Raw genomic sequence first — 20,096 nt, forward strand, 5'->3', positions numbered from 1 at the left:
GACATGCGAGCGGCAGCACATCTAGCATTGCGTCAGAAGCTAGCGGCGCTAGGGGCGCCGCTTCGCATCACATCCTCGGGAGGGAACATGCAGAACGCACTCGCCGTCGTCACGGTCGTGGTCGTCGGCCTGCTGGTGGGCGTGGAGTTCGCGGTGGCGGTCTTCGTCAACCCGATCGTCGACGGGCTGCCGCACAACGGCGGCCTCGCGGCGCGCAGCGCGGGGGCCCGGCTGCTCGGCCGGGTGATGCCGTTCTGGTACATCGGCTCGATGGCGCTCGGCGCGGCCTGGTCCGCGACGGCCTGGGGCGACGGCGGCGCCGGCCTGGTCGCCACCGCCGCCGGACTGCTCGCGCTCAGCGTGCTGATGTCCGTCGCCCTGCTCGTCCCGATCAACTCCCGGGCCGCGCAATGGACTCCGGAGAACGCCCCGGCGGACTGGCGCGAGCAGCTCGGCCGTTGGGACCGCCTCCACCACGGCCGGGTCGCCGTCATCGTCACGGCGTTCGTCCTGCTGGTCGCCGCCCTCGTCTGACGGGGACCACGGCGGGCGAGGGCCACGGCGGGCGAGGGCCACGGCAAGGGAAGGCGCGGCGGGCGGGACGCGCGGTCAACTCCGCCGGTAGTAAGCCTCGATGGGGACGCGGGCCTCGGCGAGCAGGGCCGGGCCGTCCTGGTCGAGGGTCGGCCAGGCGCCCGAGTCCGGGTTGAGGCCGACGAGTTGCTCGGTGGAGAGCGCGAAGACGACCCGGCCGATGCCGGACCGGACGAGCGCGCCGCCGCACATCCCGCAGGGCTGGCAGCTGGTGTAGAGCGTGGTCCGGGCGGCCACGTCCGGGGCGAGTTCGCGGGCCGCCCAGCGGGCGAGCTTCAGTTCCGGGTGGGCGGTGATGTCGTCGTCGCGCCGCACGGTGTTGTGGGCCTCGGCGAGGACGGTGCCGTCCGGGCCGGCCAGCAGCGAGCCGTACGGGGCGTCGCCCAGGGTGACGGCGCGGGCCGCGATGCCGATGGCGCGGCGCAGCAGGGTCTCGTCGGCGGGGGTGATCACGATGCGGCCTTCCAGTGGGTGGTCACGGTGGTGAGCGCCTGCCAGGCCGCCTCGGGCCGGCGGGTCTCCTCCGGGTCCCCCTGGTAGGGGTCGAAGACGACGGTCTCGGCGCCGAGCCGGGCCAGCCAGTGGAGGTCGTCGAGGACCTGCTCGACGGTGCCCACGCCGGCCGGGCGGTCGGGGCCTTCGACCGGGGCGTCGGTCAGCCGCAGGGCGATCCGGGGCGCGAACCCGGGCATCGGGTGCTCGGCCAGGATCGCGCGCATCCGGTCCACCGGGAGTTTCAGCGGGTGCCAGGCGTCGCCGTACTCGATGGTGCGCCGGATGGCGGCCGCGCTGTGGCCGCCGACCCAGACGGGCACCGCCCGGGTGCCGGACTCGGACTCCCACTCGGCGTGCCGGGCCTCCCGCAGCCGGCCCAGGTACTCGTCGGCGAGCCGGCCGCGAGCGCCGAACGGCACGCCGAGCGCGGCGAACTCCTGACGGGCCCAGCCGACCCCGACCCCGAGGACGAACCCGGCGCCGCCCAGCCGGTCGAGGGTGTCGGCCATCCGCGCCACCAGCAGCGGGTCCCGGTAGGGCAGCACGAGCACGGTCGTGCCCAGCCGCAGGCCGGTGGTGACGCCGGCCAGCCAGGACAGCGTGGTGAACGGCTCGTAGAACGGCTCCGGGTACCGCTCGGCCACGTCGGGGGTCACCACGACGTGGTCGGAGACCATGAGGAGGTCGAAGCCGAGCCCTTCCACGGTGCGCGCCCATGCGCGCAGCACGCCGGGATCCGTCCCGGGCCCGAAGTTCGGTACGTTGACGCCTAGTTGCATGGCCCGAGGCTATCCCCGCGATCATGGCGAACGGAACAGATTCCTCCCGGCGATCAACGCCTTTCGCCGTGATTCTCCCGGTAGTATCGCGATATGGCCGTGGATATCGACGACATCGACTGGGCGATCATCGAGCAGCTGCAGCAGGAGGCCCGGATCTCCCTCAGCGAACTGGGCCGGCGCGTGCGACTCAGCGCCTCGGCCACCACCGAGCGGGTGCGGAACCTGGAGTCGCTGGGCGTCATCACCGGCTACCACGCCGCGGTGGACCTGACCAAGGTCGGCTACCCCGTGCTCGCCGTCGTCCGGCTGAAGTATCCGGGCAACCGCCACCAGCCGCTGCACCGGCTGCTCGCCGAGCGCCGGGAGATCCTGGAGTGCCTGCGCACCACCGGCGACGACTGCTACACGCTGAAGGTCGCCGCGACCTCCATGGCGCACCTGGAGGTGCTCATGGGCGAGCTGGCCGACCTCGGCAGCACCACGACGAGCGTCGTGTACAGCCAGACCCTGCCCGCCCGCGGGCCCGCCCGGCCCTGACGGACCTGACGGCCCCTGCGGAACGAACGAAGGCCCGGACCGCCGTACGGTCCGGGCCTTCGCGCGTCCAGCCGCGGACCCACAGACCCCCGCGCCCGCCCGCGACCCCCGCGACCCCCGCGCGCCCACCCGCGCCCCGCGAATCCCCCGAGAACCCCGCGCGCCCGCCCGCGGACCCGCGCGCCCCGCGCCCGGGGTTCCGCACGACCGGCCAAGCATGTCATCATCTGATGACATCATTCGATGACATCGACCGATGACAACCCGGCCGGTCGCAACGGAGACAAAGGGGGGCGCGCCCATGGACACTCGAACGGGCCCGGCGACGCGACGTGAACGGGCCCTGGTGCCCGTGCTGGTGTTCCTCAGCGCCGTGGTGGCGGTGATCAGCAGCCTCGGCGCGCCGATGATCCCGACCATCGCCGCCGTCGACCACGTGTCGCTGTCCCAGGCTCAGTGGTCCCTGACCGTCACGATGCTGGTCGGCGCGGTCGCCACCCCGGTCCTCGGCCGGCTGGGCGACGGCCCGGACCGCCGGACGGCCACCCTCACCGCCGCCGCCGTCGTGGTGCTCGGCAGCGTGCTGGCGGCGCTGCCGCTCGGCTTCGGCTGGCTGGTCACCGGGCGCGCGCTGCAGGGCGTCGGGGTGGGCCTGACCTCGCTGGCCATCGCCACCGCGCGGGACAGCCTGCCCGCCGAGCGGTCCCGTTCGGCCGTCGCGCTGCTCTCGATCACCACCGTCGCCGGGGTCGGCCTCGGCTACCCGATCACCGGCCTGATCGCCCAGTCCTTCGGCTTCCACGCGGGCTTCTGGTTCGGCGCCGCGATCAGCGCCGTGGCCCTGGTGCTGGCCGCCCTGGTGCTGCCCTCGACCGAGGGACGCGAACGCCGCCCGCTGGACGCGCCGGGCACGGTGCTGCTCAGCCTGGCCCTGGTCGGGCTGCTGATGGTGCTCAGCGAGGGCGAGACCTGGGGCTGGGCGAGCACCCGGCTGTGGACGGTGGCGGCAATCTCGCTGCTGCTGCTCGCCGGCTGGATCCGGCACGAACTGCGCACCGCCCACCCGCTGGTGGACCTGCGCAGCCTGGCCAACCCGGTCGTGCTGACCGCGGACGTGGCCGGGCTGGTCGCCGGCGTGGGGATGTACCTGCTGATGTCGCTGGTGATCCGCTACGTCCAGACCCCGGTCAGCACGGGCTACGGCCTGGGCGCCTCGGTCGTGGTCGCCGGCCTCGCACTGCTGCCGTTCTCGGTGTCCAGCCTGCTGACCAGCAAGCTGGTGCCGGTCCTCGTCCGGCGCACCTCCTCCGCCGTGGTGCTGCCGGTGGGCTGCGCGGTCTCGCTGGTCTCGGTGCTCTTCTTCCTGTTCGCCCGCGGCAGCCTGTGGGAGCTGCTGGTGGTCATGGCGATCGCCGGGCTCGGGGTCGGCTGCACCTTCGCCGTGATGCCGGGGCTGATCGTCGGCGCGGTGCCCGCCCACGAGGTCGGCAGCGCGGTCGGCTTCAACCAACTGCTGCGCACCATCGGCTACTCCACCGGCAGCGCGCTGTGCGGCGCCATCCTCCAGGCGCACACCGCGCCCGGGCGGACGCTGCCCGCCGACAGCGGCTACCGGGACGCCGCGCTGATCGGCTGCGCGGTATGGGTGGTGATCGGGCTGACTACGATCGTCCTGCCGCGGTTCACCGCCGCGGCCGCTGCCCGGCGGGGCGCGCGCGTGGACGAGGAGCTGATGGTGGAAGAGAGCATCGCCGACGGCGTGGCCGGCGAGAGCGACGTGCCCGTGCTGCGGACCGGAGCCGAGCGGTGACCGAACCGGCACCCCGGCGCCGGGACGCCGCCCGCAGCCGCGAGCTGCTGATCCGGGCGGCGATGGAACTCTTCGCGGAGCGTGGCTTCGACCGCACCACCATCCGCGAGATCGGCGAACGGGCCGGTGTGGACCCGGCGTTGATCGCCCGGTACTTCGGCGGCAAGACCCAGCTCTACCTGGCCACCGTCCGCGAGGAACAGGGCACCGCCGCCCCGGCCGACCTGCTGGAGGAGGACCGCCTGCGCACCCTGGTCGAGCGGCTGTCCCGGCGCGGCCCCGGCCCGTCCTTCCAGGCCGCGGTGATGCCCGGGGACAGCACCGAGGTGCAGCAGGCCGCCCGCGCCTACCTGTACGAACGGCTGGTCGAGCCGCTGCGCGAGCGCTTCGCCGCCGAGCAGGTGGACCGGCCGCAGCTGCGGGCCGAGCTGGCGGCGGCGGCCTTCGCCGGGATCGTCATGGCCCGCTCCAGCGGGGCCTTCGGCGAGCTCGCGAAGGCCGGGCCCGACGAACTGGTGCCGCTGCTGCACGACCTGCTGGCCGCGAGCCGCCCGACCCCGTGACGGCCCGTCGACGGCCAGTCGATGGCCCGCTGACGGCCCGCTGACGGACCGTCGACGACGCGGTGACGGCCGGCCGGCGGCCCGGGCTACCGGGCGAGGTCGGCCGGCCGGGCCGGCTCGGCCGGGGCCTCGACCGGGCGGCGCCGGACGGTGAGCGCAGCGGCCCACGCCAGGCCCGCGCCCCCGGCGGCGAGCAGCTGCACCCGGTAGTCGAGCGTGGCCACCAGGGCCGTGCCGAGCAGCAGGGCGAGCCCGGTGGGCGCGAACATCAGGGTGTTGGCCGTACCCGCGACCCGGCCGAGCAGCTCGCGCGGGGTCTCCCGCTGCACGGCGGTCATCGCCGCGATCAGCGCGCACGGCAGGCCGAGGCCGATCGCCAGGCTGCCGCCGAGCACGACCGGCAGCCACGGGGTCGCCCGGGCCAGCACGCCCAGCGCGAAGACGGCCAACCCGGCGGCGGCGAAGGCCCGTTCGGAGGCCCGGCGCATCAGCGCACCGGCCGCCAGGCCGCTGACCACCGAGCCGAGACCCTGGACCGGCATCAACACGCCCGCGTACGTGGCCGAGCGGTGCAGACCGGTGTCGAGCAGCGCGAAGGTGGCCGTGCTGCTCAGGCTGGAGAGCACCATCGCCGTCCCGCCGGTGAGCACCAGCGGCCGCAGCACCGGGTGCCGCCACAGGTGTCGTGCTCCCTCGGCCGTCTCGGCCCGCCAGGCCCGCCGGGCCCGGACGGCCGGCCGGTCCTCCCGGACCCGGACGAACCGGAACACGACGGCGGCCAGGACGAAGGTGACGGCGTCCAGCACGGCCACCGCGGGCCCCCCGTACGCCGTGAACAGCCCGGCGCCGGCGAGCGGGGCGAGCAGCTTCATGCCCTCCATCGCGGTGTACACCAGGCCGTTGAAGTCGCCGCGCAGTTCCTCCGGGACGGCCGCGGCCACCAGCGCGGTCTGGGCCGCGTCCGTGAGCACCATGCCCGCCCCCACCAGGGTCAGCACGGCGAACAGCAGCCAGACGTCCGTCGCCGTGCGCACGGCGACGGGCACGGTCATGACGGCGGCCAGCGCCAGGTTGGTGCCGACCAGCAGCGGGCGGCGGCGCACCCGGTCGGCGACCGTGCCGATCACCGGGCCCGCGAAGGTGGGCAGCCAGAGGCAGAAGCCGACCAGGGCGGCGAGGCCGTCCGAGCCGGTGAGGGTCTTGACCCAGATCCCGGCGGCGAGCGCCATCGCCGTGTCGCCGAAGCCGGAGGCGACCACCCCGGCCAGGTAGAGACCCGCGTTGCGGTCCCGCAGGACCTTGACCATGCCCCAGCTCATCCCCGTCCCCCTCGACGCGCGTGCCGAACCGGGCCCGTCGGCGGGACGGACCGGCGTCACCCTACCCCCAAGCATATGCTTGGGGGTAGGGATCCGACCCCGCCGGATGCGCTTTACTGGCCTGCGTGACCGACACCGACCCCGTCCTGCGCGCCCTCGCCCACCCGCTGCGGCTGCGCATGCTCAGCCTCGTCTGGCCAGGGCCGATGTCGGCCGCCGAACTCGCCCGCGAGCTCGGCGTCTCACACGCGCTCGCCAGCCAGCACCTGCGGCGCCTGGACGCGGTCGGCCTGGTCGAACTCGCCGAGGAACGCACCCGCCGCGGCGGCAAGGAGCGCCGTTACCGCGCCGTCCGCGGCACCCCGCTGTCCGACCAGCAGCAGGGCGCACCGCTGCTCGCCGAGACCATGGCGCACACCCTCCGGGAACGCGCCGGACGGCGACTGGAGGGCGGCGAGGGGGTGACCGTCGACGCCGAGCTGTGGGTCGACGAGCGCACCTGGCAGGACGCCCGCCGGCGGCTCGCCGACCTCGCCGTCGAACTCCACGAGGCCGCCCGGCCCCCGCACACACCGGGCACGGCGCCCATCGGGCTCAGCCTGATGGCCTTCCCGCTGCGGGACACGGCGGCACCGGCGCAGGACTGACCCGCCCGGCCGTTCGCAACGGGACCGGGGGCTGCGCGCCAACCGCGTTCCACCGCCGGCCCGTTGGCGGCGGAGCGGCACGGCGGAACGCCACGGCGGAGCGGCACGGCGGAGCGGCACGGCTGCTGCCCGGCCGCGCGGCGCGAGTGCCGCCGGCCGTACCGGATCAGCCGGCGAACTCCCGTGCCTGCGCCATGAGTTCGGCGACGGTCGCGGCCTTGTGGTCGGAGTAGGCGAGCAGCCGCCCAGCCGCCCGGGCGGCCTCGCGCTTGGCGCGCGCGTACCGGGCGGCGGCCCCCGGACGGGCCCGCAGGTAGTCCCGGAACAGCAGGTTGTCCGTCCACAACGGCCCGCCGAGCGCGACGACATGGACGTTCGCCGGCCGCTCGCCGCGCCACCGCAGGTACTGCCGGCCGGGGACCCCGGACTCGCCCAGGTGCTCGAAGCCGAGCCCGCGGACGGCCGCGACCACCGCGCCGGTGTCGCCCGGCGCGCAGCCGATCTGCACGTCGAGCACCGGCTTGGCGTCCAGCCCGGGCACGGAGGTCGAGCCGATGTGCTCGACCACGGCCGGCGCCGACAGCACCGGCAGCGCCGGCAGCACCGCCGCGAGCCGGTCCGCGAGGGCGCGGCCGGCGTCCGCCCAGGCCGGATCGTACGGGGCCAGGTGGACGGGTTCGTCGAGGTCGGGCGCGTCGGGCATGGCAGGGAGGGTAGCGCGTGCACCGGGCACAGCGCCGGGCCCAGCACCGAGCGCAGCGCCGGGCACCACGTCCGATTCGTTCAAGACCGCCGACCCGGCCGCCGCCTACCGTGGCCGCCATGAACGACAACCCCGCACCCGCCGTCACCTTCGCCTTCGTCGGCCTCGCCGTCTCCGACCTGCCCGCCTCGATCGCCTTCTACCGGCGGCTCGGCGTCGAGTTCCCGGAGGGCGCCGAGCAGGAGCCGCACGTCGAGGCGCAACCGCCGGGCGGCGGGCCGCTCCTGGTGCTCGACCCGGAGTCCACCATCCGCTCCTTCCACCCCGCCTGGCGCGCGCCGAGCGGCGGCGGCCGGACGGCGCTGGCGTTCCGCTGCCAGAGCCCCGCGCAGGTGGACGCACTGTACGAGGAGCTGGTCGGCGCCGGTCACGAGGGGGAGTTGAAGCCGTGGGACGCCTTCTGGGGCCAGCGGTACGCCGTCGTGCGCGACCCGGACGGCAACGAGGTGGACCTGCTCGCGCCGCTGTAGGCCTTGCCCCGGCCCGGCGGGCCGTGGCTCAGCCGCGCAGCAGGACGGTGGCCGACACCCCCGCCAACTCCCTTACGTCACGCGCCAGATGCGCCTGGTCGGCGTAGCCCGCCCGGTCCGCCGTCGCCGCGAGCGGAACGCCCGACCGGGCCAGCGCCAGGGCCCGTTGCAGCCGCAGGACGCGGGCGAGCGTCTTGGGGCCGTAGCCGAAGGCGGCGAGCGAGCGGCGGTGCAGCTGCCGGGCGCCGAGGCCGACCGCCGCGGCCGTCGCCGCGACGCCGCACCCGGCCGCGAGCGCGTCGGCCACGGCCCGGACCAGCCGGTCCTCCGGCGGGGCCTCGGCCGCCAGGCGCAGCGCCAAGCGCTCCAGTTCCGCGGCCGGATCGGCGGCGGCGTCGATCCGCTCGGTGAGCCGGCGCACCTCGGCGCCGGGCCGCAGCTCGGCCAGGTCGGCCCGGCGGTCGCGCAGTTCGTGGGCCGGTACGCCGAGCAGGGCAGGAGCGACGCCGGGCGGGAGCCGGACGCCCGCCCAGGAGCCGGCCGCGCCGGGGCGGAAGGCGCGGGTGTCCGGGCCGGCCACGAGCAGTCGGCCACCGGTCCACAGCAGGTCCATGCAGCCGTCCGACAGGACGAGCCCGGCCGCTCCGGCCTCCGCGGCGCTGCCCGGCGCGGCGGTCCGTTTCGTCCACACCACCGCGCCGGGCAGCCGGGACGGGCGCTCGGCGTAGTCGGCGGCGGGTGTCGGGGGCATGCCCGAAGGCTACGCGCGGCGGCCGGACACGCCGCCGGCCGGACACGCCGATGGCCCCGGCCGCCGAAGCGGATCCGGGGCCGTCAGCGGCACCGCGGCTCAGCGGGGCGTCACCCCACCGGCTGGGCGACCGGCTCGGCGGCCGGCTCGGCGGCCTGCTCCGCCGGCTCGGCCTGGCCCTTCGCCCCGCCCCGCATCAGCACCAGGGTGAGCGCCGCGGCGACCAGGACGGCGATCCCGCCCACCGTGAAGGTGGTGGAGGTCGCGGTGTTGAAGGCCTGCCGGGCGGCGCCGGCCAGCGCGCCGTCCCCGTGCTCGGCGGCGAGGGCGAGCGCGTCGGTGATGGCGTGCCGGGCCGGGGCCGCGGCGTCGGCGGGCATCTCGCCGGTGTAGGTGCTGGAGAGCACGGTGCCGAGGATGGCGACGCCGAGCGCGGCGCCGGACTGCTGGATGGTGTCGTTGAGGGCGGAGCCGACGCCGGCGTGCTCGCCGGGGATGGCGCCCATCAGGGCGTTGGCGGCGGCCGGCATGCCGAGGCCGGAGCCGATGCCGAGCACCAGCATGGCGAGGGCGACCTTGGTGAAGCCGTCGCCGACCGAGAGGGTGGCGAGCAGGCCGAAGCCGCCGGCGATGACCAGCATGCCGACCGCGGTGGTCACCCGCGGCGGGACCTTCTTGCCGAGCGCGGCGCCGATGACGTTGAACACCAGCGAGGCGACGGCCAGCGGGATGAACGCCAGGCCGGTCTCGGTGGGGGTGAACTCCAGCACGAACTGCAGGTACTGGGTGAGCACCAGCATCAGGCCGCCGGTGGCGAAGGTGAGCAGGACGAGCGAGAAGCTGGCGCCGGTGAAGACCCGGTTGCGGAAGAGCTTGAGCGGGACCATCGGCGAGTCGGTGCGGACCTGACGGATGCCGAAGGCGACCAGCGAGGCGACGGCGACGACGAGCGCGGCCAGCGTCCCGGTGCTGGTGAAGCCGTCGCGGGGCAGCACGATGATGGACCAGACGAGGGCGGTCATCCCGACCATCGAGAGCAGCATGCCGGGCACGTCGGGCTTGCGCCACGGGCCCTTGGACTCCGGCATCAGGACGACGGCGGCGATGATCGCGACCACCGCGATCGGCACGTTGAGCAGGAAGACGGCGCCCCACCAGAAGTGCGCGATCAGCGCGCCGCCCAGCACCGGGCCGCCGACCAGGCCGATCATGGCCACCGCGCTCCAGGCGGCGATCGCCTTGGGGCGCTCCTCGTCGTCGAAGACGGTGATCAGGATCGAGAGGGTGCTCGGCATGACCAGGGCGCCGCCGACGCCCATCAGGACGCGCCCGGCGATGAGCTGGCCCGGGCTGGAGGCGACGGCCGCGACGAGTGAGGCGGCGCCGAACAGCGCCAGTCCGATGATCATCACCTTCCGGCGCCCGAAGCGGTCGGAGAGGCTGCCGGAGGTCAGCAGCAGGCCGGCGAAGACCAGGATGTAGGAGTCGATGATCCACTGGATGTCCTGTGCCCCGGCCTTGAGGTCCGCCGCGATCGGCGGGATGGACACCGTGAGCACCATGTTGTCGATCACCAGCACCAGGCTGCTGAGGCAGAGCACGATCAGGATGAGCCAGCGCTGCGGTTGCCGTTCCACCGCGTACCCCCTTGGTAGTCGCCGCACCGGCCGTGCCGTGCGGAAGCCGTCGTCAGCACCCCGTCCGCAGTCCCCTCCGGAACGGTGTGCGCTACGCCGAACACTGTACGGAGACCGTACGCCGTGCGCAACAGCGAACGCCGCACGGATTCCGAACGGTGTGCGCAAGGCCGTACGCCGTTCGGAGATCCGGCCTATGCTGGACGGCGACGGGCCCGGCGCAGCAGCCGGGCCGGCGGAACGAGGCCAGAAGGAGGGCCGGATGACGGCCAAGTCGGAGGACGAACCGGCGACCCGGCGGAGCCCCGCGCCCAGGAAGGGCAAGGACGCCACCCCGGGGATCACCAACCCGTGGGCCCGCCCGCAGCGCCCCCGGCGCGAACAGCCGGTGCTCAGCCGCGAGCAGATCGTCCAGGAGGCGCTGGCCCTGCTGGACTCCCAGGGCGTCGAGGCCCTGAGCATGCGCAAACTCGGCACCCGCCTCAACGCCGGCGCCACCTCGCTGTACACCCACGTCGCCAACAAGGACGAGCTGCTGGCGCTGGTCGTCGACCAGGTCTTCGGCGAACTGCCGGTGCCGGAGCCGGAGGGCGCCGAGGACCGGACGGTCTGGCGCGCGCGCGTCGAGGGCTGCGCCGAGGACATGCGCGCCTGCATGCTGCGCCATCCGTGGATGGTCGCCGTCATGGGCGACGTCGGGATGGTGTACTTCGGCCCCAACTGGATGCGGACCTCCGAGGCCGTGCTGGCCCTGATGGAGACGGCCGGATTCGAGCCCCAGGACGCCAACAACGCGATGGGCGCCGTCATCGGCTACACCATCGGCTCGGCCAGCGTGGAGGCCGCCTGGCTCAGCGCGCTCCGGCGCAGCGGCCGCGACGAGCAGGAGGTGATGGACGAGATGCTGCCCGCCGTCATCGAGGCCACCAAGGACTATCCGCGCCTCAACCGGCTGTACCACACGGCGGTGCCGCAGGAGGTCGCGGACGGCCGGGACAGCGGCTTCCTCACCGGCGTCCGGCTGGTCCTGGACGGGGTCGAGGCGGCGCTGAAGGCCCGGCAGCAGCAGGGCTGACCGACGAGCGGCGGGGGCGGGTGCCGTCTGCACCCGCCCCCGCCGTCCGGCATCGGACGCCGGACGTCAGGCATCGGACGTCAGGCGTCAGGCATCGGCCGTCAGGCGTCCTCGGTGTCCGGCCGCTCCCCCTCCGTGCGGGCGAGGTCGATGATCCCGAACGCCGCGCCCTGCGGGTCACCGACCGCCGCGAACCGGCCGAACGGGCTGTCCATCGGCCCGAAGTACACCTTGCCGCCGCGCGCCGTCAGCCGGTCGATCGCCGCGTCGGTGTCGTCCACCCCGAAGTAGACGCTGATGTACGAGGGCGCCTCGGGCGGCAGGAAGTCGCCCACCGCCGCCATCCGGCCCAGCACCGGCCGGTCGCCGACCTTGAACATCCGGTAGTCGAAGTCCCCGCCGACCATCTTCAGCTCGCCGTACGGGAAGACCGCCGGGAAGAAGGCGTCCGCCTTCGCCGGCTCGCGGGTGATCACCTCGGCCCAGCAGAACGCGCCCGGCCCGTCCTGCTTCTCGAAGCCCGTGTGCACCCCGCCCTGCCAGACGCCGAACACCACACCGCCCGGGTCCCTGGCGATCACCATGGTGCCGAAGTCGCCGACCGCCATCGGGCCCATCACCACCTCGCCGCCGGCCGTCCGGATCCGCTCCGCGGTGGCGGCCGCGTCCGGCGAGGCCAGGTAGAGGCACCAGGCGGACTGCGCCTGCTGGCCGGGCATCGGCGGCACGATCGCGGCGACCGCCTTGCCGTCCGAGTACGCCTGCGTGTAGTTCCCGTACTCCGACGAGCTCTCGCCGAAGGTCCAGCCCAGGACGTCGCCGTAGAAGGACTTCGCGCCCTCCAGGTCGGTGAACATCGCGTCGGTCCAACAGGGTGTGCCCTCAGGTAGCGCAGCCATGGTCCTGCCCTCGTGTGCGGCGATGCGCGCACACCGGCGGGCGTGCGCGGCCCCCGATCCGCCAGCCTAACCACGACACGGCGCACCCGCGCGGGATCGGGCCCGCGCGGGTGCGCCCGCCGAGGGGCTCAGCTCGACGGCACCGCCCCGGCCAGCGGCGGCCGAAGCGAGGACGTGCCCAGGCCGGTCGGCCCGAGCGGCACCACCCCGGCCGCCGAGGCCCCCGAGGCCACCGCCACCGGCTCCCCGGCTCCGGCCCCGCGCGCCGCGAGCACCCGCTCCTCGCCGAAGTGCCGCCGCAGGTCCTCCTCGCGGTAGCGCCGGCACCCCTCGTGCCAGTTCAGGACGGCGGCGAGCCAGTCCTCCAGCTCCCGCACGTACCGGTCGAGCCCGGCCCTGGCCTCCGCGCCCAGCCCGAAGTCCTCGGACATCACGGGGAGTTCGTTCCGCACGACGTGCCGGAACTGGTCCAGCCGCGAGTGCATCAGGTCGCCGACGATCCGCGCGGCCGCCGGGTAGTCGCAGTCGAAGAAGTTCCGCACCACCACGACGGCGTTGTGCAGCTCGCCCTCGTACTCGGTCTCCTTCCGGTACGAGAACAGGTCGTTGACCAGGGCCCCGTAGTCCATCGCGGAGTTCTCCAGCGAGCGCATCGCGCCGTGCCGGTACAGCTCCGGCGGCAGGGTCCCGGCGTGGGCGAGCCGGCTCAGGCCGGTGGTCAGGTCGGAGCCGAAGGTGGCGCGGCGCATCTCCAGGTAGTCCACCGGGTCCGGCACGCGGTTCTGGATCCGGTTGGCCAACTCCCAGACCCAGCTGGCCGTCATCGACTCGACGGAGTCGCGCAGCCGGCCCCGGGCCTCGGCGGCCATCGGGCCGGCGGTGCGCACCCAGAGATCGGCGAGCCCACGCTCCAGCCCGTTGGCGGGCTCGGGCGCGGGGGCGCCGTCCAGCGGCATGAACAGCGACAGCCGTTCGTTGGCGTGCTTGGCCCCGGCCAGGTCGCGGGAGGGGCCGAAGGCGGCCGGGTAGTAGTCGTCGGCCCAGGTGCCCCAGGCCAACCAGGCGGAGGAGAGGTCGAGTTCCTCGACGGTGGCGTCCGGGTCGATGCCGGCCGCGCAGAGCGCGAGGTCGTAGTCGCGCATCGACCCGGCGTCCCAGATGCCCGGCCCGGGCAGGCCCGGCTGCTCGCCCAGCAGGCCCATCCGCTCGGCCCACTCGACCACGCGCTCCCGCGCGCCGTCCAGATGCGGGCTCAGTCGGAGCTCGAACGGCAGGGCGAGCTCCGGCAGTTCGGACGGGTCGGCCGGCCGGAACGGCGGGTGGCTGTGCGCCCGCGCCCTTCGCACCGCCGGGGCCGGGCCGCCGGACCGCCCGTGCGCACCGTCCGCCACCGGCGCCGCCGGGAGGCCGCTCGCCCCGCCGCGCAGGACGTCCAGCGCCGCGGTGCCGATCCCGCCGATCGCGTACGCGTCCCACCAGTTGCCGCCACCGGCGCCCGTACCCGGCAGACCGGGCAGGCCGGGCAGCCCGCCGCCGGTGCCCGGCGCCACCCCGGCCTCCGAACCCGCCGCCGCGCCACCGCCGTTCATGTACCGGCTCGACCGCATGTGCCACTCGTGGCCGCCCGCCTGCCAGTCCTGCAGGCCCTTGACGTACGCCAGCACCCGCGCCCGGCCCGCCGCGTCCAGCCCGGACTCGGCGAACAGCACCGGCAGTTCGGTGAACACGGTGTTCTCGAACTGCTGCAGCCGCGAGGTCAGCAGGTCGTTGACCGCCTCGGCGGCCTGCTGCGTGGAGCACTCCAGGAAGGTCTCCAACACCAGGATGCCGTTGCTGAGTTCGCCCTCGTCCTCGACCTCGCGCTGGTACGAGAAGATGTCGTTGCGCAGGTGCACGCCGTCCGAGAAGGCGTCCATCAGCACCCGCAGCGGCCGCGAGCCCGAAACCTCCTGCGGCACCTCGGCGTTCGCCGCGTACTCGACCAGCTGCGCCGACCACGGCGCGCCGCCGACCTTGCGGCGCATCTCGATGTACTCCACCGGGTTGGCGATCCGGCCGGCGTCGATGTTGGCGAGCTCCCACAGCGACTCGTTCAGCAGGTTGCGGGTGCTCTCGGCGAAGCGCTTCCGCCAGTCCTCGCCCATCGCCGGCACCGTGCGCCGCCACAGGTCCGCAAGCCCGGCCTCGACCGGGTTCTCCGGCTCGGGCATCTCCGCGTCCGGGTCGGCCGGCATGAACAGCGGCAGCCGGTCCAGGTGGGCCTTGCCGGCCGCACGGTCGTTGGTGCGCTTGTACATGTCGAGGAAGTGGTCGTCGAAGAAGAAGACCCACACGTACCAGTCGGTGACCAGCGACAGCGCCTCGGCCGAACAGTCGGGGTGCGTGTACGCGCACAGCAGCCCGTAGTCGTGGGCGTCCAGGTCGGCCTGCTCCCAGATCCCGGACCCCTCCAGCATCCCCGTCTCCCGTGCCCACACGGTGGAATGGGCCCGGGCCTCGTCCAGGTGGGGGTTCAGCCGTGCCGGGTGCGGCACGTAGAAGGACGGCAGTTCGAACGGCTGGGTCACGGCGGCGGGCCTTTCTGGACGCGTCGTTTGAAGCAAGAATGACCCGCCCCCACCACCCCCACAGCCACAACCGAAACAGTCATATGAAATGACCCAAGCCTGGGAGTGGCCGGCCCGCTCAGGCCGCGAGGAGGAGGGAAGCGGCCGCCGGGGCGAGGTAGATGAGGGGGAAGGGGACGTGCGCATAGGCCCGGGCGCGCAGGACGGTGACGACGGCGCCGAGGAAGTAGAGGATCACGCCGACCTCGGCGGCGTAGCCGATGACGGGGACGGCCAGGCCGGCCAGCATGCCGAGCGCGCCGGCGGCCTTGGCGACACCGAGCCAGGTCCACCAGGAACGCGGGACGCCGTACTCGGCGAGCGGCCCCACGACGTACTCGGCCTTCGCGAAGACGGAGTACGCCGAGAAGCCGACCATGAGGGCGCCGAGGACGGTGACGACGGTGTGGGCGACGGACATTGGGGGCTCCTCGTTCGGTGACTGCTCGGTGCCGGTCGGTGCCGGTCGGTCGGACACAGCACTGACCCGGCGCACGCCCCGGATGTGACAGCCCGGACGAAAAAACACGGGCAAAAAATATCCCGCACCCGGACCGATGCCCCCGAAAAACCAATCCGCCGACGAACCAAGCAGTTCCAGCAAGGGAACAGAACACCAAGAGTTCCCCAGATACGGGCGTGTTGACCGCTGCCGATCTCACCGCGTCCACCAGACTGGGCGCCGACCCGACGTCAACTCCGAGGAGGGTACGCGCATGAACGTCACCGTCCGGCTCGCCCAACAGCCCGAGGCCGACGAACTGCTCGGACGCAGCGCGCTCGCCGTGCTCGTCGGCATGTTGCTGGACCAACAGGTGCCGATGGAATGGGCGTTCACCGGCCCGCTGACCATCGCCCAGCGTCTCGACCGGGACGACCTGGACGCGCACGAGATCGCCACCTACAACCCCGAGGAGTTCGTCGCGCTCCTCTCCGCCAAGCCCGCCGTCCACCGCTACCCGGCCGCGATGGCCAAACGGGTGCAGCAGCTCTGCCAGTTCCTCGTCGCGCAGTACGACGGCGAGGCGGCCGCCCTGTGGAAGGGCGTCCGCACCGGCAAGGAACTGCTCAGCCGGCTCAACGCCCTTCCCGGCTTCGGCAAGCAGAAGTCGCAGATCTTCCTGGCCCTGCTCGGCAAGCAGTACGGCGTACGGCCGGAGGGCTGGCGCGAGGCCGCCGGCGCCTACGGCGAGGAGGGCGCGCACCGGTCGGTCGCCGACATCACCGGGCCCGAATCCCTCACCCTGGTCCGGGAGTTCAAGCAGGAGGCGAAGCGCGCCGCGAAGGAGGCGAAGGCCGCGGCGAAGCCGCGCACCACCTCTCGCGTCTCGGCCGCCGGCGTCACCGCGCTCCGCTGACCCGCGCGGATGACCCCGCGCACGGAACCGCCGCACCCGCCGGTACGCGCAGGACCGTCACCGCACCCGCCGGTAGGCGTACCGCCCGCGCACCCGCCGGACGAAGTACCGCCCGTGGCTCTCCGCCGCCAGCAACTCCCGGTGCACACGGTCCGGTACGTCCGCGTAGGTGTACACCCGGCCGCCGACGAACTCCAGCTCCAGCCGCCGCGCCACCGGGTCGTAGCCGACCGAGCGCAGCACCGAGGAGTCCACCGCCGTACGGTCCATGGCACCCCAGTGTGCGCCGAGAGCCCCGGCCGCGCATCGCGGCCGGGGCCCTCGGCGGGCGGCGCCCTCGGCGGGCGGGGCGTCCGTCAGACCAGGACGGGTTCGCGCTCGTCCGCGGGGGATTCCTCGACCACGGCCGCGGCCGCGACCGCCCGCCGCTTCGGCAGCGCGAACATCAGCAGGAACACCACCGCCAGCACCCCCGCGACCCACCACATCGCGTGCACGAAGGCCCCGCCGAAGGCCGACCCGACCGCCTCCGGCGCGACCGGGTCGTCCATCGCCCCGAAGAAGGCGACCGACACCAGCCCGAGCCCGAGCGCGTTCCCCACCTGCTGCACGGTGTTGATCAGCCCGGACGCCGATCCGGCGTGCTCGCGCGGCACCTGCGCCAGCACCGCGTCGGTGATCGGCGCGACCACCAGGCCCATCCCGAGGCCCATCACGATCAGCGGCAGCGCCATCTGCCAGGGCGTGATGGCCGTCCCGTACCGGTCCGCCGCCCCGAGGTAGAGCAGCACGCCGGCCAGCATCAGCAGCGCGCCGGCCTGCAGGACCCGCCGGCCGAACCGCGGCACCAGCTTCTGCACGGACAGGCCGGCGGCGGTGGAGACGGCGAGCGAGAACGGGATGCCGGTGGCGCCGGCCTTGAGCGGGCTCCAGCCCAGGCCGAGCTGCATGTACAGCGTCCAGACCAGGAAGAAGATGCCGAGCGCGAGGCTGAAGGCGGTCTGCACCGCGATGCCGGCCACGAACGACCGCACCCGGAACAGCGACAGCTCCACCAGCGGCGAGCCGTCCCGCCGCGTCTTGACCTTCTCGTACGCCACGAAGAGTGCGAACACCGGCAGGCTGCCGACCATCGACAGGTACCCCCACAGCGGCCAGCCGGCCTCCCGCCCGTGCGTCAGCGGGTAGATCAGCATCAGCAGCGCGAGGCTGGCGAGCAGCACGCCCACCAGGTCCAGCTTCAGGGCCCGCTCGGCCTTGGACTCGTCGATGAAGCGGCGCCCGAGCAGCAGCCCGGCGACGCCGACCGGCAGGTTGATCAGGAAGATCGGCCGCCAGCCGAGGCCGAACAGGTCGCCCTCGGTGAGCAGCGCGCCGATCATCGGGCCGGAGACCGCGCCCAGCCCGACCACCGCCCCGAACATGCCGAACACCTTGCCGCGCTCCTCCGCCGGGAAGCTCGCGTGGATGATCGACAGCACCTGCGGCACCATCAGCGCCGCCGTCCCGCCCTGGAACACCCGCATCGCGACCAGCATCTCCGGCCCGGAGGCCAGCCCGCACAGCGCGGAGGCCAGGGTGAAGCCGCCGATGCCGATCAGGAACAGCCGCCGGCGCCCGTGGACGTCGCCGAGCCGGCCGCCGGTGATCAGCCCGATCGCGAAGGCCAGCGCGTACCCGCCGGTGACCCACTGGACGGCGCTGAAGGAGGCGCCGGTGTCCGCCTGGATGCTCGGGATGGCGATGTTGACGATGGTCACGTCCACCAGGTCCATGAAGGAGGCGACCATCACGATCGCCAGCGCGATCCACCTCCGCCGGTCTCCGCCCGCCGTACTCATCCGGTACTCCTCGTCCGCCTCGCTCGTCTGCTGCACGTCCACGACGGTAGGGGCCATCTAGGTCAGATCCTGTCCCAGTTGGTCCGGCATGCTGGGAGGCATGACCGACACCCCGGCCCGGCTGCTGACCCTGCTGTCCCTGCTGCAGACCCCGCGCGAATGGCCCGGCAGCGAACTCGCCGAACGCCTCGGCGTCAGCCCGCGCACCATCCGGCGCGACATCGACCGGCTGCGCGAGCTCGGCTACCCGGTGCAGGCGACGCTGGGCGCGGTCGGCGGCTACCGGCTGGTCGCGGGCACCGCGATGCCCCCGCTGCTGCTGGACGACGAGGAGGCGGTGGCCATCGCGGTCGGCCTGCGGGCGGCGGCCGGGCACGCCGTGGTCGGCATCGAGGAGGCGTCCGTCCGGGCGCTCGGCAAACTGCTCCAGGTGCTGCCGAGCCGGCTGCGGCACCGGGTCGGCACGCTCAACACCGCCACCGTCCCGCTCCCCGGCGACGGCCCGACCGTCGACCCGGAGGACCTGACGGTGCTCGCGAACGCCGTCGCCAACCGGGAGCGGCTGCGCTTCGCCTACCGGGCCTACGACGGCGCCGAGAGCCGGCGCAACGTCGAGCCCGAGCGGCTGGTCTCGGCCGGCCGCCGCTGGTACCTGGTCGGCTACGACCTCGACCGCGACGACTGGCGGCTGTTCCGCGTCGACCGGCTGAGCGAGCCCTTCGCCACCGGCGCCCGCTTCACCCCGCGCCCGCTGCCCGCCGAGGACGCCGCCGCGTTCGTGGCGAGCAAGCTGCGCCGGCCGTCGGCCGCCGTCGACGTGGTCGCCACCGTGCACGCCCCGGCCCGCGCCGTCCGGGCCCGCTTCAAGCCGAACGACTCGCAGATCGAGCCGATCGACGAGCACAGCTGCCGCCTCCGCTCCCGCGCCGACTCCCTGGAGTACACGGCGATGCGGCTGCTGATGCTGGACTGCGCCTTCGAGGTGCACGAGCCGCCGGAGCTGCGCGCGCACCTGCGCGGCCTGGCGGAGCGGGCCAACCACGCGGCCGAGCAGGGAAGCTAGACCGACACCCGGTACCAGGCGTCGGCGCAGCGGAACCACAGCACGCCGTCGCGGCCGTGCGCCCGCCGCTGGTCCAGCTCGCCGGACAGCCCGACCTGGCGCTTCGCGGTCTGCTTCCAGGTCTTCCCGACCAGCAGCTGCCAGGTCAACTCGCCGCCCCTGGTGAGGAAGACGCCCTCGCGGCCGCGGACGGCGAACCCGAGCGGCAGCCGGACGGGGCTGCGCGTCGTGGTCGACGACCCGTCCGCCGGGTCGACCCGGGTGAGGTAGCTGGCCGAGGAACCCGGGTACCAGGCCAGCCAGGCGCACCCGCCCTCGGTCGCCCCGGCCAGGCCCTCCAGCGGGTGGGCCGGCAGGTCGCTCGGGCTCCACACCGCCCGGCCCGCGGTGTCGGCGGCCCGCAGTCCGGCGGTGGCCATCGGGTGGTCGCCGTAGATGCCCTCGTCGCCGTAGGCCATCCAGATCCGGCCGGCCCGGTCGGTCACCAGCACGGGCATGTCGTCGCCGAGGGCGAGTTCCGCCGCCGGTGTCCCGTCCGGGCCGAACACGACGCCGTTGGGCAGCCAGTCCTCGCCCTCCTGGTCCGCCCGGAGCTCGGCCAGCAGCACCCGCCGGCCCGGCAGCAGCGCCAGGTGGTCCGGCGACACCCCGACACCGGCGAGCGGCACCCGCCGCTCGCCGTGCCGGCCGAGCACCACCACCTCGCCGTCGAAGGGCGGCTTCACGGACGGCCACGAGCCGGCCGGCGCCGCGTACCGCTCGGGCACCAGCAGGACGGCCAACTCGCCGTCCGGCCCGACCGTCCAGGCCGGGGCCCGGCGGCCCGCCCGCCGGTCCTCCTCGGGCAGCCGCCAGACCTCGGCCGGACGATCGGGTGCCACCGCCC

Annotated in this window: 21 protein-coding genes; 9 read left to right on the forward strand and 12 right to left on the reverse strand. The window is 74.3% G+C overall.

Annotated elements, in window-relative coordinates:
• The first annotated feature begins 87 nt into the window (after positions 1–87).
• Positions 88–534, forward strand: a complete 447-nt coding sequence (locus ACPC54_RS03185) for an anthrone oxygenase family protein (protein WP_498960634.1) — start codon at positions 88–90, stop codon at positions 532–534.
• 75 nt (positions 535–609) lie between these two features.
• Here the strand turns inward: ACPC54_RS03185 and ACPC54_RS03190 are convergent, their stop codons facing one another.
• The gene (locus ACPC54_RS03190) at positions 610–1,047 is read right to left on the reverse strand and encodes a nucleoside deaminase (RefSeq protein ID WP_498960636.1); all 438 of its coding nucleotides are present in this window, start codon (positions 1,045–1,047) and stop codon (positions 610–612) included.
• Entirely contained in the window at positions 1,044–1,868 is an 825-nt protein-coding gene (locus tag ACPC54_RS03195; RefSeq protein ID WP_498960639.1) for an LLM class flavin-dependent oxidoreductase, read from the reverse strand. Before ACPC54_RS03195 ends, ACPC54_RS03190 begins: the two co-directional genes overlap by 4 nt.
• Before the next feature lie 93 nt (positions 1,869–1,961).
• On the opposite strand from ACPC54_RS03195, the gene ACPC54_RS03200 reads away from it, so the two are divergent.
• The 3 genes from ACPC54_RS03200 to ACPC54_RS03210 all read left to right on the forward strand — a co-directional run bounded on the left by ACPC54_RS03200 (position 1,962) and on the right by ACPC54_RS03210 (position 4,781).
• Complete coding sequence (locus ACPC54_RS03200; RefSeq protein WP_498960641.1) at positions 1,962–2,408, forward strand: Lrp/AsnC family transcriptional regulator; 447 nt, start codon at positions 1,962–1,964, stop codon at positions 2,406–2,408.
• Between the two features lie 301 nt (positions 2,409–2,709).
• Positions 2,710–4,218, forward strand: a complete 1,509-nt coding sequence (locus tag ACPC54_RS03205) for an MFS transporter (RefSeq protein ID WP_498960643.1) — start codon at positions 2,710–2,712, stop codon at positions 4,216–4,218.
• Positions 4,215–4,781 carry a TetR/AcrR family transcriptional regulator gene (locus tag ACPC54_RS03210; RefSeq protein WP_498960645.1) on the forward strand — a complete coding sequence of 189 codons (567 nt, stop codon included), beginning with the start codon at positions 4,215–4,217 and terminating at the stop codon, positions 4,779–4,781. The genes ACPC54_RS03205 and ACPC54_RS03210 overlap by 4 nt, the downstream gene beginning before the upstream one ends.
• A gap of 86 nt (positions 4,782–4,867) precedes the next feature.
• Here the strand turns inward: ACPC54_RS03210 and ACPC54_RS03215 are convergent, their stop codons facing one another.
• Complete coding sequence (locus ACPC54_RS03215; RefSeq protein ID WP_498960647.1) at positions 4,868–6,100, reverse strand: MFS transporter; 1,233 nt, start codon at positions 6,098–6,100, stop codon at positions 4,868–4,870.
• A 125-nt stretch (positions 6,101–6,225) separates the two neighbouring features.
• Between ACPC54_RS03215 and ACPC54_RS03220 the strand changes: the two genes are divergently transcribed.
• Positions 6,226–6,747, forward strand: coding sequence for an ArsR/SmtB family transcription factor (locus ACPC54_RS03220; protein WP_498960649.1), 522 nt, complete (start codon positions 6,226–6,228; stop codon positions 6,745–6,747).
• A gap of 166 nt (positions 6,748–6,913) precedes the next feature.
• Here the strand turns inward: ACPC54_RS03220 and ACPC54_RS03225 are convergent, their stop codons facing one another.
• The gene (locus ACPC54_RS03225) at positions 6,914–7,450 is read right to left on the reverse strand and encodes a GrpB family protein (protein WP_498960651.1); all 537 of its coding nucleotides are present in this window, start codon (positions 7,448–7,450) and stop codon (positions 6,914–6,916) included.
• A 119-nt stretch (positions 7,451–7,569) separates the two neighbouring features.
• On the opposite strand from ACPC54_RS03225, the gene ACPC54_RS03230 reads away from it, so the two are divergent.
• A complete protein-coding gene (locus ACPC54_RS03230; protein ID WP_498960653.1) occupies positions 7,570–7,980 on the forward strand; it encodes a VOC family protein in 411 nt (136 codons plus the stop codon).
• Between the two features lie 28 nt (positions 7,981–8,008).
• On the opposite strand, the gene ACPC54_RS03235 is transcribed toward ACPC54_RS03230, so the two are convergent.
• Positions 8,009–8,731: a helix-turn-helix domain-containing protein gene (locus ACPC54_RS03235; RefSeq protein WP_498960655.1), complete on the reverse strand. Its 723-nt coding sequence runs from the start codon at positions 8,729–8,731 to the stop codon at positions 8,009–8,011.
• A gap of 110 nt (positions 8,732–8,841) precedes the next feature.
• Positions 8,842–10,368: an MFS transporter gene (locus ACPC54_RS03240; protein WP_498960657.1), complete on the reverse strand. Its 1,527-nt coding sequence runs from the start codon at positions 10,366–10,368 to the stop codon at positions 8,842–8,844.
• 262 nt (positions 10,369–10,630) lie between these two features.
• On the opposite strand from ACPC54_RS03240, the gene ACPC54_RS03245 reads away from it, so the two are divergent.
• Positions 10,631–11,443: a TetR/AcrR family transcriptional regulator gene (locus tag ACPC54_RS03245; RefSeq protein ID WP_498960659.1), complete on the forward strand. Its 813-nt coding sequence runs from the start codon at positions 10,631–10,633 to the stop codon at positions 11,441–11,443.
• Between the two features lie 101 nt (positions 11,444–11,544).
• On the opposite strand, the gene ACPC54_RS03250 is transcribed toward ACPC54_RS03245, so the two are convergent.
• From ACPC54_RS03250 to ACPC54_RS03260, 3 genes are all read right to left on the reverse strand, one after another.
• Complete coding sequence (locus ACPC54_RS03250; protein WP_498960661.1) at positions 11,545–12,342, reverse strand: VOC family protein; 798 nt, start codon at positions 12,340–12,342, stop codon at positions 11,545–11,547.
• Positions 12,343–12,470: 128 nt separating this feature from the next.
• A complete protein-coding gene (locus tag ACPC54_RS03255) occupies positions 12,471–14,909 on the reverse strand; it encodes a terpene synthase family protein (protein WP_498960664.1) in 2,439 nt (812 codons plus the stop codon).
• A gap of 118 nt (positions 14,910–15,027) precedes the next feature.
• Positions 15,028–15,369: a DoxX family protein gene (locus ACPC54_RS03260; RefSeq protein ID WP_498960666.1), complete on the reverse strand. Its 342-nt coding sequence runs from the start codon at positions 15,367–15,369 to the stop codon at positions 15,028–15,030.
• Positions 15,370–15,664: 295 nt separating this feature from the next.
• Here ACPC54_RS03260 and ACPC54_RS03265 point away from each other — a divergent pair, with 295 nt between their 5' ends.
• Positions 15,665–16,306 (forward strand): HhH-GPD-type base excision DNA repair protein, encoded by a 642-nt coding sequence (locus ACPC54_RS03265; protein ID WP_498960668.1) that lies wholly within the window; start codon positions 15,665–15,667, stop codon positions 16,304–16,306.
• Between the two features lie 57 nt (positions 16,307–16,363).
• Here the strand turns inward: ACPC54_RS03265 and ACPC54_RS03270 are convergent, their stop codons facing one another.
• Together ACPC54_RS03270 and ACPC54_RS03275 are read right to left on the reverse strand one after the other, a co-directional pair.
• Positions 16,364–16,576 carry a KTSC domain-containing protein gene (locus ACPC54_RS03270; RefSeq protein WP_498960670.1) on the reverse strand — a complete coding sequence of 71 codons (213 nt, stop codon included), beginning with the start codon at positions 16,574–16,576 and terminating at the stop codon, positions 16,364–16,366.
• A gap of 86 nt (positions 16,577–16,662) precedes the next feature.
• Complete coding sequence (locus ACPC54_RS03275) at positions 16,663–18,147, reverse strand: MFS transporter (RefSeq protein WP_498961535.1); 1,485 nt, start codon at positions 18,145–18,147, stop codon at positions 16,663–16,665.
• 100 nt (positions 18,148–18,247) lie between these two features.
• On the opposite strand from ACPC54_RS03275, the gene ACPC54_RS03280 reads away from it, so the two are divergent.
• Complete coding sequence (locus tag ACPC54_RS03280; protein WP_498960672.1) at positions 18,248–19,210, forward strand: helix-turn-helix transcriptional regulator; 963 nt, start codon at positions 18,248–18,250, stop codon at positions 19,208–19,210.
• On the opposite strand, the gene ACPC54_RS03285 is transcribed toward ACPC54_RS03280, so the two are convergent.
• A complete protein-coding gene (locus tag ACPC54_RS03285) occupies positions 19,207–20,091 on the reverse strand; it encodes a hypothetical protein (protein ID WP_498960674.1) in 885 nt (294 codons plus the stop codon). The two genes, ACPC54_RS03280 and ACPC54_RS03285, sit on opposite strands and share 4 nt — an antisense overlap.
• Positions 20,092–20,096: the final 5 nt, after the last annotated feature.

It is taken from the genome of Kitasatospora sp. NPDC094028, assembly GCF_049543595.1.
GTDB lineage: Bacteria > Actinomycetota > Actinomycetes > Streptomycetales > Streptomycetaceae > Kitasatospora.

Bases quoted from the DNA above. Each gene is read 5' to 3' on its own strand.
- ACPC54_RS03185 (WP_498960634.1), top strand. From the start codon at position 88: ATGCAGAACGCACTCGCCGTCGTCACGGTCGTGGTCGTCGGCCTGCTG.
- ACPC54_RS03195 (WP_498960639.1), bottom strand. From the start codon at position 1,868: ATGCAACTAGGCGTCAACGTACCGAACTTCGGGCCCGGGACGGATCCC.
- ACPC54_RS03200 (WP_498960641.1), top strand. From the start codon at position 1,962: ATGGCCGTGGATATCGACGACATCGACTGGGCGATCATCGAGCAGCTG.
- ACPC54_RS03205 (WP_498960643.1), top strand. From the start codon at position 2,710: ATGGACACTCGAACGGGCCCGGCGACGCGACGTGAACGGGCCCTGGTG.
- ACPC54_RS03215 (WP_498960647.1), bottom strand. From the start codon at position 6,100: ATGAGCTGGGGCATGGTCAAGGTCCTGCGGGACCGCAACGCGGGTCTC.
- ACPC54_RS03225 (WP_498960651.1), bottom strand. From the start codon at position 7,450: ATGCCCGACGCGCCCGACCTCGACGAACCCGTCCACCTGGCCCCGTAC.
- ACPC54_RS03230 (WP_498960653.1), top strand. From the start codon at position 7,570: ATGAACGACAACCCCGCACCCGCCGTCACCTTCGCCTTCGTCGGCCTC.
- ACPC54_RS03235 (WP_498960655.1), bottom strand. From the start codon at position 8,731: ATGCCCCCGACACCCGCCGCCGACTACGCCGAGCGCCCGTCCCGGCTG.
- ACPC54_RS03245 (WP_498960659.1), top strand. From the start codon at position 10,631: ATGACGGCCAAGTCGGAGGACGAACCGGCGACCCGGCGGAGCCCCGCG.
- ACPC54_RS03250 (WP_498960661.1), bottom strand. From the start codon at position 12,342: ATGGCTGCGCTACCTGAGGGCACACCCTGTTGGACCGACGCGATGTTC.
- ACPC54_RS03260 (WP_498960666.1), bottom strand. From the start codon at position 15,369: ATGTCCGTCGCCCACACCGTCGTCACCGTCCTCGGCGCCCTCATGGTC.
- ACPC54_RS03265 (WP_498960668.1), top strand. From the start codon at position 15,665: ATGAACGTCACCGTCCGGCTCGCCCAACAGCCCGAGGCCGACGAACTG.
- ACPC54_RS03270 (WP_498960670.1), bottom strand. From the start codon at position 16,576: ATGGACCGTACGGCGGTGGACTCCTCGGTGCTGCGCTCGGTCGGCTAC.
- ACPC54_RS03275 (WP_498961535.1), bottom strand. From the start codon at position 18,147: ATGAGTACGGCGGGCGGAGACCGGCGGAGGTGGATCGCGCTGGCGATC.
- ACPC54_RS03280 (WP_498960672.1), top strand. From the start codon at position 18,248: ATGACCGACACCCCGGCCCGGCTGCTGACCCTGCTGTCCCTGCTGCAG.